Genomic DNA, 19,933 nt, shown 5'->3' with positions numbered 1-19,933 from the left:
GTCCTGATTTTTGTTAATCCACTATAAAATCCCGCGTGTACGGCACGCCCCGCGCTCCGCAATGATAGGGGCGGTTTCGTTTGAATCGGCGCACCGGGATGAATGCCCCCGCGCCGTCCCGATACCGATTTGCCGGTTGTTCCGTATCGGTTGCCGCCGTGAAATGACGGACGGATGCAGGAATGGCGGCAGGCGTGAATGGGAGGAAATGACCGATTGACTTGTTTCAAAATAAAAAAGTAGAATGCAGGGCTTATCCCGCGTCTGTGGGCGGTTTTGCCTGCACGGTCGGTTTTCTGTTTAAAATAAAATAAAGGAGAAATGATGCTGACGTTTATCGGACTGCTGATTATCGGGGTCATCGTATGGTTGCTGCTGACGGAAAAAGTGTCGCCCATCATCGCATTAATCTTGGTGCCGCTGTTTGGGGCGTTGCTGGCGGGGTTTGATGTATCCCAATTAAAAGAATTTTATTCGGGCGGCACCAAATCGGTGATGCAGATTGTGATTATGTTTATGTTTTCCATTTTGTTTTTTGGAATCATGAACGATGTGGGGCTGTTTCGTCCGATGATAGGCGGTTTGATTAAGCTGACTCGGGGTAATATCGTGGCAGTGAGTGTGGGGACGGTCTTGGTGTCGGTGGTGGCGCAGTTGGACGGGGCGGGTGCGACGACGTTTTTATTGGTCGTCCCCGCCCTTTTGCCGCTTTACAAGCGTCTGCATATGAATCCTTACCTGCTGTTTTTGCTGCTGACTTCCAGTGCGGGATTGATTAACCTTCTGCCGTGGGGCGGGCCGACCGGGCGGGTTGCAAGCGTGTTGGGCGCAGATGTGGGCGAATTGTATAAACCTTTGTTGACGGTGCAAATTATCGGTGTGGTGTTTATCCTTGCGCTATCCCTGCTTTTGGGTGTGCGTGAAAAAAGGCGGATTGTCCGGGAGTTGGGCGCGTTGCCCGCCGTGGCGGATTTGATAAAGCCGGTGCCTTTGTCGGAAGAAGAACAAAAATTGGCGCGTCCGAAACTGTTTTGGTGGAATGTCCTGCTGTTTTTGGCGGCGATGAGCCTGCTTTTTTCGGGCATCTTCCCGCCGGGTTATGTATTTATGCTGGCTGCAACGGCGGCGTTGCTTTTGAATTACCGCAGCCCGCAGGAACAGATGGAGCGGATTTATGCCCACGCCGGCGGCGCGGTGATGATGGCGTCCATTATTTTGGCGGCAGGTACGTTTTTGGGGATTTTGAAGGGTGCGGGGATGTTGGACGCGATTTCCAAAGACATTGTGCATATCCTGCCGGACGCGCTGCTGCCTTATCTGCATATTGCCATCGGTGTGTTGGGCATTCCGCTTGAGTTGGTTTTGAGTACGGACGCTTATTATTTCGGACTGTTTCCGATTGTGGAGCAGATTACCTCGCAGGCGGGCGTGGCGCCCGAAGCAGCAGGTTATGCGATGTTGATCGGCAGTATCGTCGGCACTTTTGTTACGCCGCTTTCGCCGGCTTTGTGGATGGGCTTGGGTTTGGCGAAATTGTCGATGGGCAAACACATCCGTTATTCGTTTTTTTGGGCGTGGGGTTTGTCGCTGGCGATATTGGCCAGTTCGATAGCGGCAGGAATCGTGCCTCTGCCGTAAACGGCGAAGCCGTCTGAAGCCTGAATCGTTCCTGTGGTCTGTCGCAGGCTCTGCCTGCCCGTGTGTTGCAATCGCGCCCCAATGCCGTCTGAAGGCAGTTGCCGGCGCGGTTTTTTGTGCCGCAGTTTTGAAAAATACCGGCAAGCGTAAAGGCCGCTAAATTGCGGCTAATTTTGGGGTGTTAGAATAGGCACGGTTTATTTTGAAGGGAAAGTTGATGCGTGTTTTGCTGGTGGAAGACGATGCGATGATTGCGGAGGCGGTGTCGGCAAGTTTGAAAGACGGCGGCTATGCGGTGGATTGGGTCAAAAACGGCGCGCGGCTGCCGCTGCCCAGCCTTATGACTTGATGCTGCTGGATTTGGGTTTGCTGGGGCGGGACGGTTTGGATGTTTGTTCCGCTGGCAATGCTTGCAGGTATGTTTTCCTACTACGAAACCTTCCACGAAACGGAAGCGTTGCAGGACGACCTGCTCCGTCAGGCGGCATTGTACGTCGCACCCGATTCCAAACCCGAAACTTTGCCCGAGGGCGACGGCGATACGCGCATTTTCGTGCAGATGCCGCAGCAGGAAGACCCTGTTGTCAGCCTGCCTGCGCATCTGGCGGACGGTCTGCACACGCTTCAGGCGGACGGGGACGACGATTATTACCGCGTCTATATCCGCACGACCGAACAGGGACGGATTGCCGTCATGCAGGAAAACGAATACCGTGAAGATTTGGCGGCGGATGCGGCACGGCAAAGCGTGTTGCCCCTGCTGGCGGCACTGCCGCTGATGATACTGCTGACCGTGTGGATTACGCACAAAGCCATGCGCCCCGTCCGCAAATTGTCGCAAAGTCTCGAACAACGCCGAATCAATGACCTGTCTGCCTTGAGTGTGGACAATATTCCCAGTGAAATCAGAGGGTTCGTAACCGCCATCAACTTGCTTTTGAAACGTGCGGATGAAGACATCCGCCACCGTCAGCGGTTTGTCGCCGACGCGGCACACGAATTGCGTACGCCGATGACAGCCCTTTCCCTTCAGGCGGAACGGCTCAACAATATGTCTCTGCCACCCGATGCGGCGCGGCAGTCTGCCGTTTTGCAGCAAAGCATACGGCGCAACAAACACCTGCTCGAGCAGCTTTTGGCACTGGCGCGTTCGCAGTCGGACGAAACCCCTTTGGCGAAAACGACATTCGGTCTGCAAAGCCGTTTCCGCCAAGTGTTGCAGGAACTGATGCCGCTTGCCTTGGAAAAACGTCAGGACATTGGTGTGGCGGTCGGAGGTGATGTCGAAATATTTGCCGATGAAACTGAAATCTATACCTTGGTTAAAACGTTTGTTGATAACGCAATACGTTATACCCCGTCCGAAGGCAGGATAGATTTGGGTTTCACAGACGAAGGGAAATATCTTGCCGTGTGGGTGGAAGATAACGGGAACGGCATTCCGGAATCCGAACGCGTCCGCGTCCTCGATCCGTTTTACCGTATTTTGGGAACGGAGCAGCAGGGGACGGGGCTGGGGCTGTCGATTGCCGACACGCTAGCCAAAAAATACGGCGGATATTTGGAACTGACCGACAGCCGCAGGTTCGGACACGGTCTGCTGATACGCGCCTTGTTGGACAAGGAAACCCTGAAATAGACAGATGCCGTCTGAAGGCTTCAGACGGCATTTTTTACATCAGCACAATATCGTATTGTTCCTGCGTGTAAGCGGTTTCGACCGCCAGAGAAATCGGTTTGCCGATGAAATCTATCAGCATTGCCAAGGATTGCGATTCTTCGTCCAAAAACAAATCGATGACGTTGGGGGCGGCGAGGATGCGGAAACTTTCGGCATCGTAACGGCGCGCTTCGCGGACGATTTCGCGCTGGATTTCGTAGCACACGGTTTGCGGCGTTTTCAGACGGCCTCTGCCTTGGCAGGAAGGGCAGGGTTCGCAGAGGACTTGGTTTAAGTTTTCGCGCGAGCGTTTGCGCGTCAGCTCGACCAGCCCCAGGCTGGTAAAACCGTGCAGGGTAACGCGGGTACGGTCGAAGGCGAGGGCTTTGGCAAGCTCCTGCAACACGGCTTCGCGGTGGCTTTCCTGCGCCATATCGATGAAGTCGATGATGATGATGCCGCCGAGGTTGCGTAGCCTCAATTCGCGGGCGATGGTGTGGCAGGCTTCGAGGTTGGTGCGGAAGATGGTTTCGTCGAAGTTGCGTGCGCCGACGAAGCCGCCGGTGTTCACGTCTATCGTGGTCATGGCTTCGGTGGATTCGATAATCAGGTAGCTGCCGAAGTTGAGGTTGACGCGCGGTTGCAGGGCGCGGCTGATTTCCTGTTCGACGTTGTGGGTTTCAAACAGCGGGCGTTCGCCTTTGAACAATTCTATCCTGCCCAATGCGCCGTGGACGTATTGTTCGGCAAAACGCGTCATGCGCCCGTGGTTTACGGTGGAATCGACGAGGATTTTTTGCGTGTCGCAGCCGACCATATCGCGCAATACGCGCAAACTCAAGGGCAAATCCTGATAAAGCAGGGTTTCCGGCGGCCGGATTTTCGCCTGTTCTTGGATGTGTTCCCACACTTTGGTCAGGTAGTCGATGTCGGACTGGAGCTGTTCGTCGGTGGCGTTTTCGGCGTTGGTGCGGATGATGTAGCCCCGGCAGGCATTTTCCGGCAGGAGCTTGTCGAGGCGTTCGCGCAGGCTGCTGCGTTCGGCATCGTCTTCGATGCGTTGGGACACGCCGATGTGGTCTTCTTGCGGAAGATGGACGAGGAAACGCCCCGCCAGCGAGATTTGGGTGGAAAGCCGCGCGCCTTTGGTGTTGATCGGGTCTTTGATGACCTGCACCAAAACAGACTGCCCTTCAAACAGCATATGTTCGATGCGCTGGGTTTCTTCGGGGTTGCGGCGTTGTTCGAGGACATCGACGATGTGTAAAAACGCCGCGCGTTCCAAGCCGATGTCGATAAACGCGCTCTGCATCCCGGGCAGCACGCGGCGCACCACGCCCAGATAGATATTGCCGACCAGGCTGTGTTCGCTGTTGCGCTCGATGTGCAGCTCGCAGATATTGTTTTCCTCCAACACCGCTACGCGCGTTTCCTGCGGCGTGATGTTGACCAATATCGTTTCGGGCGGGCGCGCGATGTCTTTGGGGATGGGGAGTCCTGACAACATGGTTTTTCCTGAAAATGTAATAAAAATATTTTTGCACCCGTTCCGCCGCGCAGCGCGGGTGCAAAAATATTTTTCACAATGCCTATCATACTTTAAAAAAGAAACTTTGACACATTCCGCACATGCCGTTTGAACGTGCATCTGTTCCGCACTTGCCAAACAGGGGAAATGCCCCTATATTGATTATCATTGCAAAACTTTCGGAAACCCAATATGCAGACCGTTACCATGTACACAGGTCCGTTTTGTCCCTACTGCGCGATGGCGAAAAGGCTGCTGCACGCGGCAGGTGTCGGACATATCGACGAAATCCGTGTCGATGCAAGCCCCGAAGCCTTTGCCGAAATGCAGCAGCTTTCGGGACAGCGCAGCGTGCCGCAGATTTTCATCGGCGAAACGCACGTCGGCGGATTTACCGACCTCTACCGCCTCCAGCAGGAAGGCAGGCTGGACGGACTGCTGAACCCTTAACCCCCAACTAGGAAAACAAAATGAGCGAAGAACTGCAACCCGTATTCAGCATCGAGCGACTGTATGTCAAAGACTTGTCTTTGGAAGTGCCGCACGCGCCGCAAATCTTTTTGGAACAGGGCGAGCCTGAAGTGGATATGCGCGTTTCCACCGGCAGCCAAAAGCTGGAAGACGGCTACTACAACGTGGACGTTACCGTAACCGTTACCGCCAAGCTGGATAACGAGCGCACGATGTTTTTGAACGAAGTAACCCAAAGCGGCATTTTCCGTTTGGAAAACATCCCCGAAGAAGATGTGCAGCTGCTGTTGGGCGTGGCGTGTCCGAACATCCTCTTCCCTTACGCGCGCGAAGCCGTTTCCAGTACGGTAACGCGCGCCGGCTTCCCGCCCGTCCTGCTCGCGCCGATTAATTTTGAGGCGATTTACCAACAACAGCAGGAAGCCGAAGCCGCCGGGGCTTGATTCCTGCCTGCCGATGCCGTCTGAATCCGTTTCAGACGGCATTTTTGTTTTCGGATAAAATAGGCGCGTCCAAAGGAATCTGCCTATGATGTCGCCCGAAACCCGAAAACAGCTCAAAATCACCGATGTTTCCGCCAAGAAGCTCGAAAAACTCAACCTCCATACCGCAGGGGATTTGGTGTTGCACCTGCCGTTGCGTTACGAGGATGAGACGCACATCATGCCGATTAAGGACGCGCCGATTGGCGTGCCGTGCCAGGTCGAGGGCGAGGTTATCCATCAGGAAGTAACGTTCAAACCGCGCAAGCAGTTGATTGTCCAAATCGCCGACGGTTCCGGCAGCGTCCTTTTTCTGCGCTTCATCCACTTTTACGCCAGCCATCAGAAACAGACGGCGGTCGGTAAGCGCATCCGCGCCGTGGGCGAAATCAAACACGGCTTTTACGGCGACGAGATGATTCATCCCAAAATCCGCGATGCCGAGGGCGGCGGTTTGGCGGAAAGCCTCACGCCGGTTTACCCGACCGTAAACGGTTTGAACCAGCCCACTTTGCGCCGTATTATTCAGACGGCGTTGGACGTTACGCCGCTGCACGACACGCTGCCCGATGCCCTGCTGTGCCGTCTGAAGCTGCCACACCTCGCCGAAAGCCTGCGTCTTTTGCATTCGCCGCCGCCGAGTTTCACGATTCATCAGCTTTCAGACGGCACGCTGCCTGCATGGCAACGGCTCAAATTCGATGAACTTTTGGCGCAACAGCTTTCGATGCGCTTGGCGCGACAGAAGCGTATCGGCGGCACGGCGGCGGCATTGGGCGGCGACGGCACATTGACCCAAGCCCTGCGCCAAGCCCTGCCGTTTGCCCTGACCGATGCGCAAGAAAAAGTTGTTTCCGAAATCTGCCGCGATATGGCGCAAACCTACCCGATGCACCGCCTGCTGCAGGGCGATGTCGGCAGCGGCAAAACCATTGTGGCTGCTTTGTCTGCTTTGACGGCTATCGAATCCGGTGCGCAGGTGGCTGTAATGGCGCCCACTGAAATCCTTGCCGAACAGCATTTTATTAAATTTAAACAATGGCTCGAACCTTTGGGCATTGAAGTTGTCCGCCTTTTTGGCAGTTTGCGTAAAAAAGCCAAAGACGAAGCCAAAGCCAAACTCGCTGACGGCAGCGTCAAAATCGCCGTCGGCACGCACGCCCTGTTTTCAGACGGCGTGGCGTTTCACAATTTGGGCTTGACCATTGTGGACGAACAGCACCGTTTCGGCGTTGCCCAACGCCTCGCCCTCAAAAACAAAGGGCGCGAAGTCCATCAGCTGATGATGTCCGCCACGCCCATCCCGCGCACGCTTGCGATGAGTTTTTTCGCCGATTTGGACGTGTCCGTCATCGACGAATTGCCGCCCGGGCGCACACCGATTAAAACGCGCCTCGTCAACAACGTCCGCCGCGCCGAAGTCGAAGGCTTCGTCCTCGGCACTTGCCGAAAAGGGCGGCAGGCGTATTGGGTCTGCCCATTGATTGAAGAAAGCGAAACCCTGCAACTGCAAACCGCCGCCGAAACCCTCGCCCGGCTTCAGACGGCATTGCCCGAACTCAATATCGGACTGGTACACGGGCGCATGAAGGCCGCCGAAAAGGCCGAAGTGATGGCGCGGTTTTCTTCGGGGGGGCTGAACGTCTTGGTCGCCACCACCGTCATCGAAGTCGGCGTAGATGTGCCCAATGCCGCCCTGATGGTCATCGAACACGCCGAGCGCATGGGCTTGGCGCAGCTTCACCAATTACGCGGACGGGTAGGGCGCGGCGCGGCGGAAAGCGTGTGCGTCCTCCTGTTTGCCGAACCCTTGGGCGAACTCGCCAAAGCGCGGCTGAAAGTCATCTACGAACACACCGACGGCTTTGAAATCGCCCGCCAAGACCTCAACATCCGCGGCCCCGGCGAATTTCTCGGCGCGCGCCAAAGCGGCGTGCCTATGCTGCGTTTCGCCAAGCTCGAAGAAGACCTGCACCTCTTGGAACAAGCGCGCGAAACCGCCCCGATGCTGATTGAACAAAACCCCGAAATCGTCGAAGCGCATTTGGCACGATGGCTTTCCGGCAGGGAAGGTTATTTGGGCGTGTGAGCGAAATGTCGCCGGAAATATTGGAAAAAAGTGCAACGGAATCTGATTTTGCATTATTTTTGACACATTTTCATGATTTTAAATCTCGTTATTCCCAAGTGGGCGGAAATCCGGCAATGGGAAGCCGCAGAGACTTATCGGGAAAACGGCAAGCCCTCCGCCGTCATTCCCGCGCAGGCGGGAATCTAGAAATGAAAAACCACGGTGTTATCGGCAATGACTGAAACCGGAGAAATGACGAAATTGAAGCGTGTGGAAATGTGTCGGAAATCGCTGAAGCCGGATAAACTATAGTGGATTAAATTTAAATCAGGACAAGGCGACGAAGCCGCAGACAGTACAGATAGTACGGCAAGGCGAGGCAACGCTGTACTGGTTTAAATTTAATCCACTATAGATTCCCGCTTTTGCGGGAATGACGGTATTTTAGATTTTTGTTTTCGCGGAATAATGAGCCAAAAGCCGTCCGAACCCAAAAAAACCGTCGCTTTCAGACGGCATCAAAAAACCGCAGGCACGATGCCTGCGGTTTGCCGTTTGCGCTTCAGGGGAGCAGGGGGATTGCGCCCAAGCCGTGTGTTTCCTTCAGTCCGAACATGATGTTCATATTTTGCACCGCCTGACCCGCCGCGCCTTTGACGAGGTTGTCGATGACGGAAAGGACGACCCACACATCGGATTGCGCCGCCTGTTGGATGCTGATGCGGCAGAGGTTTGCGCCGCGCACGCTGCGGGTTTCGGGTGTCGAACCGGCGGGCAGGATGTCCACGAACAGGCTGTCGCGGTAATAGTCGCGCAGGATGGTTTCGGGGCAGATGCCGTCTGAAAGGTGGAGGTAAACGGTGGCGTGCATACCGCGTATCATCGGCGCGAGGTGCGGCGTGAACACGAATCCTTCGGCGATGCCGTCCTGAAGCCCGGCGATGGTCTGCCTGATTTCGGGCAGGTGGCGGTGTCCAGCTATGCCGTAGGCTTTGAAGTTGTCGCCGACTTCGCACAACAGCGAACCGACATTGCCTTTCCTGCCCGCGCCGGACACGCCGGATTTGCAGTCGGCAATCAGCGGCATACCGGGCTTCAGACGGCATTGCCGCAACAGCGGCACGAGCGGCAGGGATACGCAGGTCGGGTAGCAGCCGGGGTTGGCGACGAGGCGCGCCTGTGCGACGGCTTCGCGGTTGAGTTCGCTCAATCCGTACACGGCTTGGGAAACGAGGCCGGGGGCGGCGTGGGTCATGCCGTACCAGTGTTCCCAGGTCGGAATGTCCCATATGCGGAAGTCGGCGGAAAGGTCGATGACGCGCACGCCCTGTTCAATCAGGCGCGGCGCGTCTTTCATGGCGATGCCGTTGGGCGTGGCGAAGAAGACGATGTCGCATTGTTCCAAACCTGCCTCGTCGGGCGTTTGGAAGGCGAGGCCGTACACGCCGCGCAAACTCGGAAAGTAATCGGCAACTGCGGTTCCCGCTTCGCTGCGGCTGGTTACGGCGGCGACTTCGACATCGGGATGGGCGGCAAGCAGGCGCAGCAGTTCCACGCCGGTGTAGCCCGTCGCGCCGACAATGCCGACTTTGATTTTTTTACTCATGGTTTTTCCTTTGTGTGGTTGGCGGGTATGCCGTCCGAACGCTGTCCGACGGGGTTTTGATTGGCGGCGGAAGGACGGTACACAAAGCGTTTGAAAAGCGTGTCTAATTTAATGGCATCCGCCTCTGTTTTTAAAACCCAGCCCTGCCGTCCGGAATAAACATAACCGTAGGCGCGAAAGCCGGCAGGATATTTCGGTGCCTGCCCCAAACCCAAACCGTATGCGGCGAAAGCGGTGGTCGTGGAGAAGGAAAGCAGGAGGAGGACGAGGGTTTTCATAAGGTTCCAAACCGAACGGGGCGATGAAGCCCGATTATAGCAAAAGGTCGTCTGAAAACCGTTTTCAGACGACCTTTTATTTAATTACAATAAAAATGTTAACAACAAAAAACAAACCGCTTTTTTCCGTTTGGAGACAAATTTTTAACTAAAATTGTCAACAATTCCTTGACGCACACACAAAAAAAACTTTAATATTTGTAAATATATGTAACATTATAAATTTTAAATATTTTCTGAGTAAGGGGAAGTAATGAGCATCCATCTCGACTTCGGCATTAGTCCTAAAACGTTCCGACAGACTTATCTGTATCAAAAGCCCAAGCTCTTTAAAGGAGCGGTTCGGAATCTCGAATCCGCATCTTGGAAAGATATCAACGAGATATACCAACGAGCAGACCCAACCGCACCGCTGTTTCATCTGCGTAAAAAAGGCGCAATCGTTCCTAAAGAAGAATACGTCGAAAGTTTCGACGATTTGGGCAAAACTCGCTACCGTTTTATTAAATCCGTTATCTACGAACATATGAAGAATGGTGCGTCGTTAGTCTATAACCATATTAACAACGAGCCGTTTTCAGACCATATCGCCCGTCAAGTCGCCCGCTTTGCCGGCGCACATACTATTGTTAGTGGATATCTTGCTTTTGGCAGCGACGAATCTTATAAAAACCATTGGGACCCCCGCGATGTGTATGCCATCCAGCTTTTCGGCAAGAAACGTTGGCAACTTACTGCCCCTGATTTCCCTATGCCATTGTATATGCAACAGACTAAAGATACTGATATTTCCATTCCTGAACATATCGATATGGATATTATCCTTGAAGCAGGTGATGTCCTCTACATCCCACGCGGTTGGTGGCACAGACCTATCCCGCTCGGCTGTGAAACCTTCCACTTCGCTGTCGGTACCTTCCCACCAAACGGCTATAATTACCTCGAGTGGCTAATGAAGAAATTTCCCACCATAGAAAGTCTGCGCCACAGTTTCTCAGACTGGGAGCAAGATAGGACGCGTATCAACGATACTGCCACACAAATTGCTGCCATGATTGCCGACCCCGTCAATTATGAAGCCTTCAGTGAAGACTTTCTCGGCAAAGAACGTACCGATACCGCTTTTCATCTCGAACAGTTCGCGAATCCCAACGCTACTCCGCTTTCAGACGACGTCAGGTTGAGATTAAATGCCAATAATTTGGATACGTTGGAAAAGGGATATTTGATTGGGAATGGGATGAAGATAAGCGTAGATGAGTTGGGGAAAAAAGTGTTAGAACACATCGGTAAGAATGAACCGTTATTGTTGAAAAATCTACTGGTTAACTTCAATCAGGGAAAATATGAAGAAGTTAGGAAGTTGATTTATCAGTTGATAGAGTTAGATTTTCTGGAAATTTTGTGAGGGATTCTATGAAAAACTGGAAGCAATTTACATTTTTCGTAATATTAGTAATAGCTTGTTATCAAGTGCTATATTTTTTATCAGATATGTTTCTTCTCGACTACATTAACAAATATAGTTGGAATTTGAATTTTATTCAGGGTACTTTGAATTTTTTTTCAATATATCTGCCATATGTTTTTGTTAGCCGAATTTTTAGGAATACCAACCAAGAAAAGGAGTATAAAAATGATTGAACTTCAACTTCATGAATTGAAGCTGGTTTCAGGGGGAGGTCCTGTAACAGACAATATAGCTGGAAATGTAGCTAATGCTGCCACAACCAAAGGAGGTCCCACATGGGGGGATTTGGTTGCAATACCTGCTGCCGCAGCGGCAGTTTATTATCTGCCGAAAAATGCTTACGGTGCTGCTGGTGCAAATGGTGTATACAATGTGACTCGTAATTGGGTAAATGATGCCGTTAATGCACCTCCTTATAACGGAAGACCAATCTTTGAGATTGAACATGGATTAACTGCTCCCGCAACAAAAGCAGATAAATCAGGAAACGGCTACACTGACGGTACAGATTACTGCTGATATTTCTCATCGTCCAGACAATCTCTAGGGGTCGTCTGAAACTTTCTTAACTTTAATTTTATGAATAGACCCAAGCAACCCTTCTTCCGTCCCGAAGTCGCCGTTGCCCGCCAAACCAGCCTGACGGGTAAAGTGATTCTGACACGACCGTTGTCATTTTCCCTATGGACGACATTTGCATCGATATCTGCGTTATTGATTATCCTGTTTTTGATATTTGGTAACTATACGCGAAAGACAACAGTGGAGGGACAAATTTTACCTGCATCGGGCGTAATCAGGGTGTATGCACCGGATACGGGGACAATTACAGCGAAATTCGTGGAAGATGGAGAAAAGGTTAAGGCTGGCGACAAGCTATTTGCGCTTTCGACCTCACGTTTCGGCGCAGGAGGTAGCGTGCAGCAGCAGTTGAAAACGGAGGCAGTTTTGAAGAAAACGTTGGCAGAACAGGAACTGGGTCGTCTGAAGCTGATACACGAGAATGAAACGCGCAGCCTTAAAGCAACTGTCGAACGTTTGGAAAACCAGAAACTCCATATTTTGCAACAGATAGACGGTCAGAAAAGGCGCATTAGACTTGCGGAAGATCAGTGGCAAAAACGGCACTGGGCAGACAGGAATTGTCGGGATTGGGCATGGTATCCTCCGATTTGGCGAAGAGCAACGAACCTGTTTATCTCGTGAAAATAAAACCCGACAAACCAACCATCACTGCATACGGTGAGGAAAAACCGCTGCAAATCGGCATGACGTTGGAAGCAGACATCCTACACGAGAAACGGCGATTGTACGAATGGGTATTGGAGCTGATTTATAGTATGTCGGGCAAACTGTAAGACTTGAGGCTGTAAAGATAAAGAAGTTGTCTGAAACCTTTTCAGACGACCAGAAGACAATATGAGACCTTTGCAATAACATAGGTTACTAAAATTTTATGCTCAATCTCATTTTCAAAATGCAAAACTTTTCTGATTTTTCCTACTTTTTGCTCAATATTAGGAAGGTTTTAGGCAATTGAAAATTTTTTGGCGCATTTTTATGCGTCAAATTTCGTTAACAGACTATTTTTGCAAAGGTCTCCGTTTGTAAAAGCAAGGATAGGGCATCTGCCCTTTTGATTGTTTGATTAACGATACAAGGAGTTTCAAAATGAGAGTTTTATAGTGGATTAAATTTAAACCAGTACAGCGTTGCCTCGCCTTGCCGTACTATCTGTACTGTCTGCGGCTTCGTCGCCTTGTCCTGATTTAAATTTAATCCACTATATGTGTTCATGAAATGACTTGGGTCGGAGGCTCAGGTAATGCGTAACAAAGCTCATATTATTGCGAAATTTGCGAATCTGCAGGGCTTAACGATACGGGAAATCCTGATAAATCTTTAGGATTGCCAAACAATACGTTCAGTAATCCGCCTGGTTGGGGAGCTACAATCGGAGCTTTAGCAGGTAGCCGCATAGGGATGCCTGAATTTGGTACGTTTGCGAGCCATGCCATTGAAAATTTCGACTGGTCATGGTATCGACGTTATAGGGAAATTGCCGAAACGATTGAACGAGAATATTCAGGCGGTTTGCCTTAATAGTTGAGGAGGTCATGATGTTTGCCAAACATTATCAATTCATCGCACTCGGCATCATGCTGCTTCTTTATATGTTGATTCTCTATACGACCGATTTTTCCAATCTGACGTATTGGATGCTGTTTTTTATCTGTTTTATTACAGGAAAAATATTAGCTCGTTTGTTAGAGAAAAGCTTTAAATAAAATAGCAGCTAGTCGCAAAAGGTCGTCTGAAACCTTTTCAGGCGGCCTTTCTAAAATACATCCAACTTCCTAATCCCTATTTTTCAAAAAGGAAATCTATGCCCCATCTGCAAAACCTGTCTTTGGGCTTAAAGAAAAAGCTGCCTGTTATCCTGCAAACAGAAATATCAGAATGCGGCTTGGCATGTCTGGCGGCTGTGGCGGGATTTCATGGTTTCCATACGGATTTACGCGCACTGCGTTCAAAATACTGTCCGAGACCTTTGCAAAATTCCCCAAAATCCCCTAAATGTCTTGGTGGGAATTTTGGGGAATTTTGCAAAGGTCTCATTCTATAACTGTAAATACTTTTAAATTTATGACAAAATAGTAAATATTGCTAAAATAATATTGATGTCATGAAATTTTTTCCTGCTCCATGTCTGTTGGTTATCCTGGCTGTCATACCCCTTAAAACCTTAGCTGCCGATGAAAACGATGCAGAACTTATCCGTTCCATGCAGCGTCAGCAGCACATAGATGCTGAATTGTTAACTGATGCAAATGTCCGTTTCGAGCAACCATTGGAGAAGAACAATTATGTCCTGAGTGAAGATGAAACACCGTGTACTCGGGTAAATTACATTAGTTTAGATGATAAGACGGCGCGCAAATTTTCTTTTCTTCCTTCTGTGCTCATGAAAGAAACAGCTTTTAAAACTGGGATGTGTTTAGGTTCCAATAATTTGAGCAGGCTACAAAAAGCCGCGCAACAGATACTGATTGTGCGTGGCTACCTCACTTCCCAAGCTATTATCCAACCACAGAATATGGATTCGGGAATTCTGAAATTACGGGTATCAGCAGGCGAAATAGGGGATATCCGCTATGAAGAAAAACGGGATGGGAAGTCTGCCGAGGGCAGTATTAGTGCATTCAATAACAAATTTCCCTTATATAGGAACAAAATTCTCAATCTTCGCGATGTAGAGCAGGGCTTGGAAAACCTGCGTCGTTTGTCGAGTGTTAAAACAGATATTCAGATTATACCGTCCGAAGAAGAAGGCAAAAGCGATTTACAGATCAAATGGCAGCAGAATAAACCCATACGGTTCAGTATCGGTATAGATGATGCGGGCGGCAAAACGACCGGCAAATATCAAGGAAATGTCGCTTTATCGTTCGATAACCCTTTGGGCTTAAGCGATTTGTTTTATGTTTCATATGGACGCGGTTTGGCGCACAAAACGGACTTGACTGATGCCACCGGTACGGAAACTGCAAGCGGATCCAGAAGTTACAGCGTGCATTATTCGGTGCCCGTAAAAAAATGGCTGTTTTCTTTTAATCACAATGGACATCGTTACCACGAAGCAACCGAAGGCTATTCCGTCAATTACGATTACAACGGCAAACAATATCAGAGCAGCCTGGCCGCCGAGCGCATGCTTTGGCGTAACAGGTTTCATAAAACTTCAGTCGGAATGAAATTATGGACACGCCAAACCTATAAATACATCGACGATGCCGAAATCGAAGTGCAACGCCGCCGCTCTGCAGGCTGGGAAGCCGAATTGCGCCACCGTGCTTACCTCAACCGCTGGCAACTGGACGGCAAGTTATCTTACAAACGGGGTACCGGTATGCGCCAAAGTATGCCCGCACCTGAAGAAAACGGCGGCGGTACTATTCCAGGCACATCCCGTATGAAAATCATAACCGCCGGATTGGATGCAGCGGCCCCGTTTATGTTGGGCAAACAGCAGTTTTCCTACGAAACCGCTATCCATGCACAATGGAACAAAACGCCTTTGGTTGCCCAAGACAAGTTGTCTATCGGCAGCCGCTACACCGTTCGAGGATTTGACGGTGAACAGAGCCTTTCCGGAGAGCGTGGTTTCTACTGGCAGAACACTTTGGGCTGGCATTTCCATCCGCGCCATCAATTCTATCTCGGCGCGGACTATGGTCGGGTATCGGGCGAAAGTGCCCAATATGCCTCGGGCAAGCGGCTGGCGGGTGCAGTGGCCGGCTTCAGAGGCAGCCATAAAGTAGGCGGTATATTTGCTTATGACTTATTTGCCGGCAAGCCGCTGCACAAGCCCGAAGGTTTTCAGACGGCCAACACCGTTTACGGCTTCAATTTGAATTACAGTTTCTAACCCTCTCCTGCATTTTTTACCGACATTCAGACAGTCTTTCATCATTTACAGGCCGTCTGAAGCGATTACAAACATCATTTAAAGGGATAAATATGAACAAAGGTCTGCATCGTACCGTTTTCAGCAAAAAGCACAACACTATGGTTGCAGTTGCCGAAACCGCCAACAGTCAGGGAAAAGGCAAACAGGCAGGAACTTCCGCTCCGGCTTCGCCACAAATTTCAGACGGCCTTTACAGTAAACTCAAAACCACGCTTAAAACCTTGGTCTGCTCTTTGGTTTCCGTCAGTATGGTATTGCCTGCCCACGCACAAATCATTACCGATAAAACCGCGCCCAAAAACCAGCAGGCCGTTATTCTTAAAACCAATACCGGTGCGCCGTTGGTCAACATCCAAACTCCTAATGCCCGTGGATTGAGCCACAACCGCTATACCCAGTTTGATGTCGACGCTAAAGGTGCTGTACTGAACAACGATCGCAACAACAACCCGTTTCTGGCCAAAGGCAGTGCGCAGTTGATTTTGAACGAGGTGCGCGGTGCGGCCAGCAAACTCAATGGCATCGTTACCGTAGGTGGTCAAAAGGCCGATGTGATTATCGCCAACCCCAACGGCATTACCGTGAACGGCGGCGGCTTTAAAAACGTCGGCCGCGGTATCTTAACCACCGGTACGCCTCAAATCGGCAAAGACGGTGCCTTGACGGGATTTGACGTGCGCCAAGGCACATTGACCGTCGGTACGTCAGGTTGGAACGACAAAGGCGGAGCCGATTACACCGAAGTGCTTGCCCGTGCGGTTGCTTTGCAGGGGAAATTGCAGGGTAAAAACCTGGCGGTTTCGACCGGCGCACAGAAAGTAGATTACGCCAGCGGTGAAATCAGCGCAGGTACGGCAGCGGGTACGAAACCGACCGTTGCCCTCGATACTGCCGCATTGGGTGGTATGTACGCCGACAGCATTACCCTGATTGCCAATGAAAAAGGCGTGGGTGTCAAAAATGCGGGCACACTCGAAGCGGCCAAGCAATTGATCGTTACTTCCTCCGGCCGTATTGAAAACAGCGGCCGCATCGCCACCACTGCCGACAGCACTGAAGCATCACCGACTTATCTCTCCATCGAAACCACCGAAACAGGCGCAGCAGGCGCATTTATCTCCAATGGCGGCCGGATAGAGAGCAAAGGCTTATTGGTTATTGATACCGGGGAGGACATCGGTTTGCGTAACGGAGCGGTCGTTCAAAACAACGGCAACCGCCCTGCTGCTACGGTATTAAATGCCGGCCGTAATTTGGTTATCGAAAGCAAAGCAAATGTGAACAATGCTAAAGGTTCGACCAATCTGTCGACCGGCGGCCGTACCGTCATCAAGGAGGCCAGTATTCAGACTGGCACTACCGTATACAGTTCCAGCAAAGGCAACGCCGAATTAGGCAATAACACACGCATTACCGGGGCAGATGTTACCGTATTATCCAACGGCACCATCAGCAGTTCCGCCGTAATAGATGCCAAAGACACCGCACACATCGAAGCAGGCAAACCGCTTTCTTTGGAAGCTTCAACAGTTACCTCCGATATCCGCTTAAACGGAGGCAGTATCAAGGGCGGCAAGCAGCTTGCTTTACTGGCAGACGATAACATTACTGCCAAAACTACCAATCTGAATACTCCCGGCAATCTGTATGTTCATACAGGTAAAGATCTGAATTTGAATGTTGATAAAGATTTGTCTGCCGCCAGCATCCATTTGAAATCGGATAACGCTGCCCATATTACCGGCACCAGTAAAACCCTCACTGCCTCAAAAGACATGGGTGTGGAGGCAGGCTCGCTGAATGTTACCAATACCAATCTGCGTACCAACTCGGGTAATCTGCACATTCAGGCAGCCAAAGGCAATATTCAGCTTCGCAATACCAAGCTGAACGCAGCCAAGGCTCTCGAAACCACCGCATTGCAGGGCAATATCGTTTCAGACGGCCTTCATGCTGTTTCTGCAGACGGTCATGTATCCTTATTGGCCAACGGTAATGCCGACTTTACCGGTCACAATACCCTGACAGCCAAGGCCGATGTCAATGCAGGATCGGTTGGTAAAGGCCGTCTGAAAGCAGACAATACCAATATCACTTCATCTTCAGGAGATATTACGTTGGTTGCCGGCAACGGTATTCAGCTTGGTGACGGAAAACAACGCAATTCAATCAACGGAAAACACATCAGCATCAAAAACAACGGTGGTAATGCCGACTTAAAAAACCTTAACGTCCATGCCAAAAGCGGGGCATTGAACATTCATTCCGACCGGGCATTGAGCATAGAAAATACCAAGCTGGAGTCTACCCATAATACGCATCTTAATGCACAACACGAGCGGGTAACGCTCAACCAAGTAGATGCCTACGCACACCGTCATCTAAGCATTACCGGCAGCCAGATTTGGCAAAACGACAAACTGCCTTCTGCCAACAAGCTGGTGGCTAACGGTGTATTGGCACTCAATGCGCGCTATTCCCAAATTGCCGACAACACCACGCTGAGAGCGGGTGCAATCAACCTTACTGCCGGTACCGCCCTAGTCAAGCGCGGCAACATCAATTGGAGTACCGTTTCGACCAAGACTTTGGAAGATAATGCCGAATTAAAACCATTGGCCGGACGGCTGAATATTGAAGCAGGTAGCGGCACATTAACCATCGAACCTGCCAACCGCATCAGTGCGCATACCGACCTGAGCATCAAAACAGGCGGAAAATTGCTGTTGTCTGCAAAAGGAGGAAATGCAGGTGCGCCTAGTGCTCAAGTTTCCTCATTGGAAGCAAAAGGCAATATCCGTCTGGTTACAGGAGAAACAGATTTAAGAGGTTCTAAAATTACAGCCGGTAAAAACTTGGTTGTCGCCACCACCAAAGGCAAGTTGAATATCGAAGCCGTAAACAACTCATTCAGCAATTATTTTCCTACACAAAAAGCGGCTGAACTCAACCAAAAATCCAAAGAATTGGAACAGCAGATTGCGCAGTTGAAAAAAAGCTCGCCTAAAAGCAAGCTGATTCCAACCCTGCAAGAAGAACGCGACCGTCTCGCTTTCTATATTCAAGCCATCAACAAGGAAGTTAAAGGTAAAAAACCCAAAGGCAAAGAATACCTGCAAGCCAAGCTTTCTGCACAAAATATTGACTTGATTTCCGCACAAGGCATCGAAATCAGCGGTTCCGATATTACCGCTTCCAAAAAACTGAACCTTCACGCCGCAGGCGTATTGCCAAAGGCAGCAGATTCAGAGGCGGCTGCTATTCTGATTGACGGCATAACCGACCAATATGAAATTGGCAAGCCCACCTACAAGAGTCACTACGACAAAGCTGCTCTGAACAAGCCTTCACGTTTGACCGGACGTACGGGGGTAAGTATTCATGCAGCTGCGGCACTCGATGATGCACGTATTATTATCGGTGCATCCGAAATCAAAGCTCCCTCAGGCAGCATAGACATCAAAGCCCATAGTGATATTGTACTGGAGGCTGGACAAAACGATGCCTATACCTTCTTAAAAACCAAAGGTAAAAGCGGCAAAATCATCAGAAAAACCAAGTTTACCAGCACCCGCGACCACCTGATTATGCCAGCCCCCGTCGAGCTGACCGCCAACGGTATCACGCTTCAGGCAGGCGGCAACATCGAAGCTAATACCACCCGCTTCAATGCCCCTGCAGGTAAAGTTACCCTGGTTGCGGGTGAAGAGCTGCAACTGCTGGCAGAAGAAGGCATCCACAAGCACGAGTTGGATGTCCAAAAAAGCCGCCGCTTTATCGGCATCAAGGTAGGTAAGAGCAATTACAGTAAAAACGAACTGAACGAAACCAAATTGCCTGTCCGCGTCGTCGCCCAAACTGCAGCCACCCGTTCAGGCTGGGATACCGTGCTCGAAGGTACCGAATTCAAAACCACGCTGGCCGGTGCCGACATTCAGGCAGGTGTAGGCGAAAAAGCCCGTGTCGATGCGAAAATTATCCTCAAAGGCATTGTGAACCGTATCCAGTCGGAAGAAAAATTAGAAACCAACTCAACCGTATGGCAGAAACAGGCCGGACGCGGCAGCACTATCGAAACGCTAAAACTGCCCAGCTTCGAAAGCCCTACTCCGCCCAAATTGTCCGCACCCGGCGGCTATATCGTCGACATTCCGAAAGGCAATCTGAAAACCGAAATCGAAAAGCTGTCCAAACAGCCCGAGTATGCCTATCTGAAACAGCTCCAAGTAGCGAAAAACATCAACTGGAATCAGGTGC

Annotated in this window: 15 protein-coding genes and 4 pseudogenes; 16 read left to right on the top strand and 3 right to left on the bottom strand. The window is 50.7% G+C overall.

What is annotated here, in order from left to right:
• Positions 1-324 precede the first annotated feature (324 nt).
• The 3 genes and pseudogenes from HMPREF2959_RS10340 (at position 325) to HMPREF2959_RS10330 (ending at position 3,277) form a co-directional block, all read left to right on the top strand.
• Positions 325-1,638: a CitMHS family transporter gene (locus tag HMPREF2959_RS10340; protein ID WP_002222940.1), complete on the top strand. Its 1,314-nt coding sequence runs from the start codon at positions 325-327 to the stop codon at positions 1,636-1,638.
• Between the two features lie 217 nt (positions 1,639-1,855).
• A pseudogene (locus tag HMPREF2959_RS10335) lies at positions 1,856-2,031 on the top strand (response regulator); the annotation flags it as partial.
• On the top strand, positions 2,027-3,277 hold the full coding sequence (locus HMPREF2959_RS10330; RefSeq protein WP_002236095.1) for an ATP-binding protein: 1,251 nt from the start codon (positions 2,027-2,029) through the stop codon (positions 3,275-3,277). The pseudogene HMPREF2959_RS10335 and the gene HMPREF2959_RS10330, both read left to right, overlap by 5 nt.
• Before the next feature lie 34 nt (positions 3,278-3,311).
• Here HMPREF2959_RS10330 and rng read toward each other — a convergent pair whose 3' ends face one another.
• Positions 3,312-4,805 (bottom strand): ribonuclease G, encoded by a 1,494-nt coding sequence (rng, locus tag HMPREF2959_RS10325; protein WP_002214463.1) that lies wholly within the window; start codon positions 4,803-4,805, stop codon positions 3,312-3,314.
• Positions 4,806-5,018: 213 nt separating this feature from the next.
• On the opposite strand from rng, the gene grxC reads away from it, so the two are divergent.
• The 5 genes and pseudogenes from grxC to HMPREF2959_RS13090 all read left to right on the top strand — a co-directional run.
• The gene (grxC, locus tag HMPREF2959_RS10320) at positions 5,019-5,276 is read left to right on the top strand and encodes a glutaredoxin 3 (protein ID WP_070696760.1); all 258 of its coding nucleotides are present in this window, start codon (positions 5,019-5,021) and stop codon (positions 5,274-5,276) included.
• Positions 5,277-5,296: 20 nt separating this feature from the next.
• Positions 5,297-5,740 carry a protein-export chaperone SecB gene (gene secB / locus HMPREF2959_RS10315; protein WP_002229859.1) on the top strand — a complete coding sequence of 148 codons (444 nt, stop codon included), beginning with the start codon at positions 5,297-5,299 and terminating at the stop codon, positions 5,738-5,740.
• Between the two features lie 85 nt (positions 5,741-5,825).
• On the top strand, positions 5,826-7,868 hold the full coding sequence (gene recG / locus HMPREF2959_RS10310) for an ATP-dependent DNA helicase RecG (RefSeq protein ID WP_083314177.1): 2,043 nt from the start codon (positions 5,826-5,828) through the stop codon (positions 7,866-7,868).
• Positions 7,865-8,092, top strand: a complete 228-nt coding sequence (locus HMPREF2959_RS12435; protein WP_124205533.1) for a hypothetical protein — start codon at positions 7,865-7,867, stop codon at positions 8,090-8,092. The genes recG and HMPREF2959_RS12435 overlap by 4 nt, the downstream gene beginning before the upstream one ends.
• A 53-nt stretch (positions 8,093-8,145) precedes the next feature.
• A pseudogene (locus tag HMPREF2959_RS13090) lies at positions 8,146-8,262 on the top strand (IS5/IS1182 family transposase); the annotation flags it as partial.
• 150 nt (positions 8,263-8,412) lie between these two features.
• On the opposite strand, the gene argC reads toward HMPREF2959_RS13090, so the two are convergent.
• Both argC and HMPREF2959_RS10300 read right to left on the bottom strand, forming a co-directional pair.
• A complete protein-coding gene (gene argC / locus HMPREF2959_RS10305; RefSeq protein ID WP_002230819.1) occupies positions 8,413-9,456 on the bottom strand; it encodes an N-acetyl-gamma-glutamyl-phosphate reductase in 1,044 nt (347 codons plus the stop codon).
• Entirely contained in the window at positions 9,453-9,734 is a 282-nt protein-coding gene (locus HMPREF2959_RS10300) for a hypothetical protein (protein WP_002221438.1), read from the bottom strand. The genes argC and HMPREF2959_RS10300 overlap by 4 nt, the downstream gene beginning before the upstream one ends.
• A 253-nt stretch (positions 9,735-9,987) precedes the next feature.
• Here HMPREF2959_RS10300 and HMPREF2959_RS10290 point away from each other — a divergent pair, with 253 nt between their 5' ends.
• From HMPREF2959_RS10290 to hrpA, 8 genes and pseudogenes are all read left to right on the top strand, one after another.
• Positions 9,988-11,142: a cupin domain-containing protein gene (locus HMPREF2959_RS10290; protein ID WP_002234252.1), complete on the top strand. Its 1,155-nt coding sequence runs from the start codon at positions 9,988-9,990 to the stop codon at positions 11,140-11,142.
• Positions 11,143-11,150: 8 nt separating this feature from the next.
• Complete coding sequence (locus tag HMPREF2959_RS13360) at positions 11,151-11,378, top strand: hypothetical protein (RefSeq protein WP_002234251.1); 228 nt, start codon at positions 11,151-11,153, stop codon at positions 11,376-11,378.
• A complete protein-coding gene (locus tag HMPREF2959_RS10280) occupies positions 11,371-11,724 on the top strand; it encodes a hypothetical protein (RefSeq protein ID WP_002234250.1) in 354 nt (117 codons plus the stop codon). The genes HMPREF2959_RS13360 and HMPREF2959_RS10280 overlap by 8 nt, the downstream gene beginning before the upstream one ends.
• Positions 11,725-11,784: 60 nt before the next feature.
• A complete protein-coding gene (locus HMPREF2959_RS10275) occupies positions 11,785-12,411 on the top strand; it encodes an HlyD family secretion protein (RefSeq protein ID WP_002234634.1) in 627 nt (208 codons plus the stop codon).
• Positions 12,315-12,563: pseudogene (locus HMPREF2959_RS13580) on the top strand (MFP transporter); the annotation flags it as partial. The gene HMPREF2959_RS10275 and the pseudogene HMPREF2959_RS13580, both read left to right, overlap by 97 nt.
• Positions 12,564-13,591: 1,028 nt before the next feature.
• Positions 13,592-13,744: pseudogene (locus HMPREF2959_RS13355) on the top strand (cysteine peptidase family C39 domain-containing protein); the annotation flags it as partial.
• 147 nt (positions 13,745-13,891) lie between these two features.
• Positions 13,892-15,634 carry a two-partner secretion system transporter HrpB gene (gene hrpB / locus HMPREF2959_RS10255; protein WP_002229851.1) on the top strand — a complete coding sequence of 581 codons (1,743 nt, stop codon included), beginning with the start codon at positions 13,892-13,894 and terminating at the stop codon, positions 15,632-15,634.
• A 92-nt stretch (positions 15,635-15,726) separates the two neighbouring features.
• Positions 15,727-19,933: two-partner secretion exoprotein HrpA (gene hrpA / locus HMPREF2959_RS10250; RefSeq protein WP_070696758.1), on the top strand; the 4,207-nt coding region annotated here is incomplete at its 3' end.

The organism is Neisseria sp. HMSC070F02, assembly GCF_001814225.1.
GTDB lineage: Bacteria > Pseudomonadota > Gammaproteobacteria > Burkholderiales > Neisseriaceae > Neisseria > Neisseria meningitidis.
Note: the sequence above shows the minus strand (reverse complement) of the source record. Positions and strands in the feature narration are given on the sequence as shown.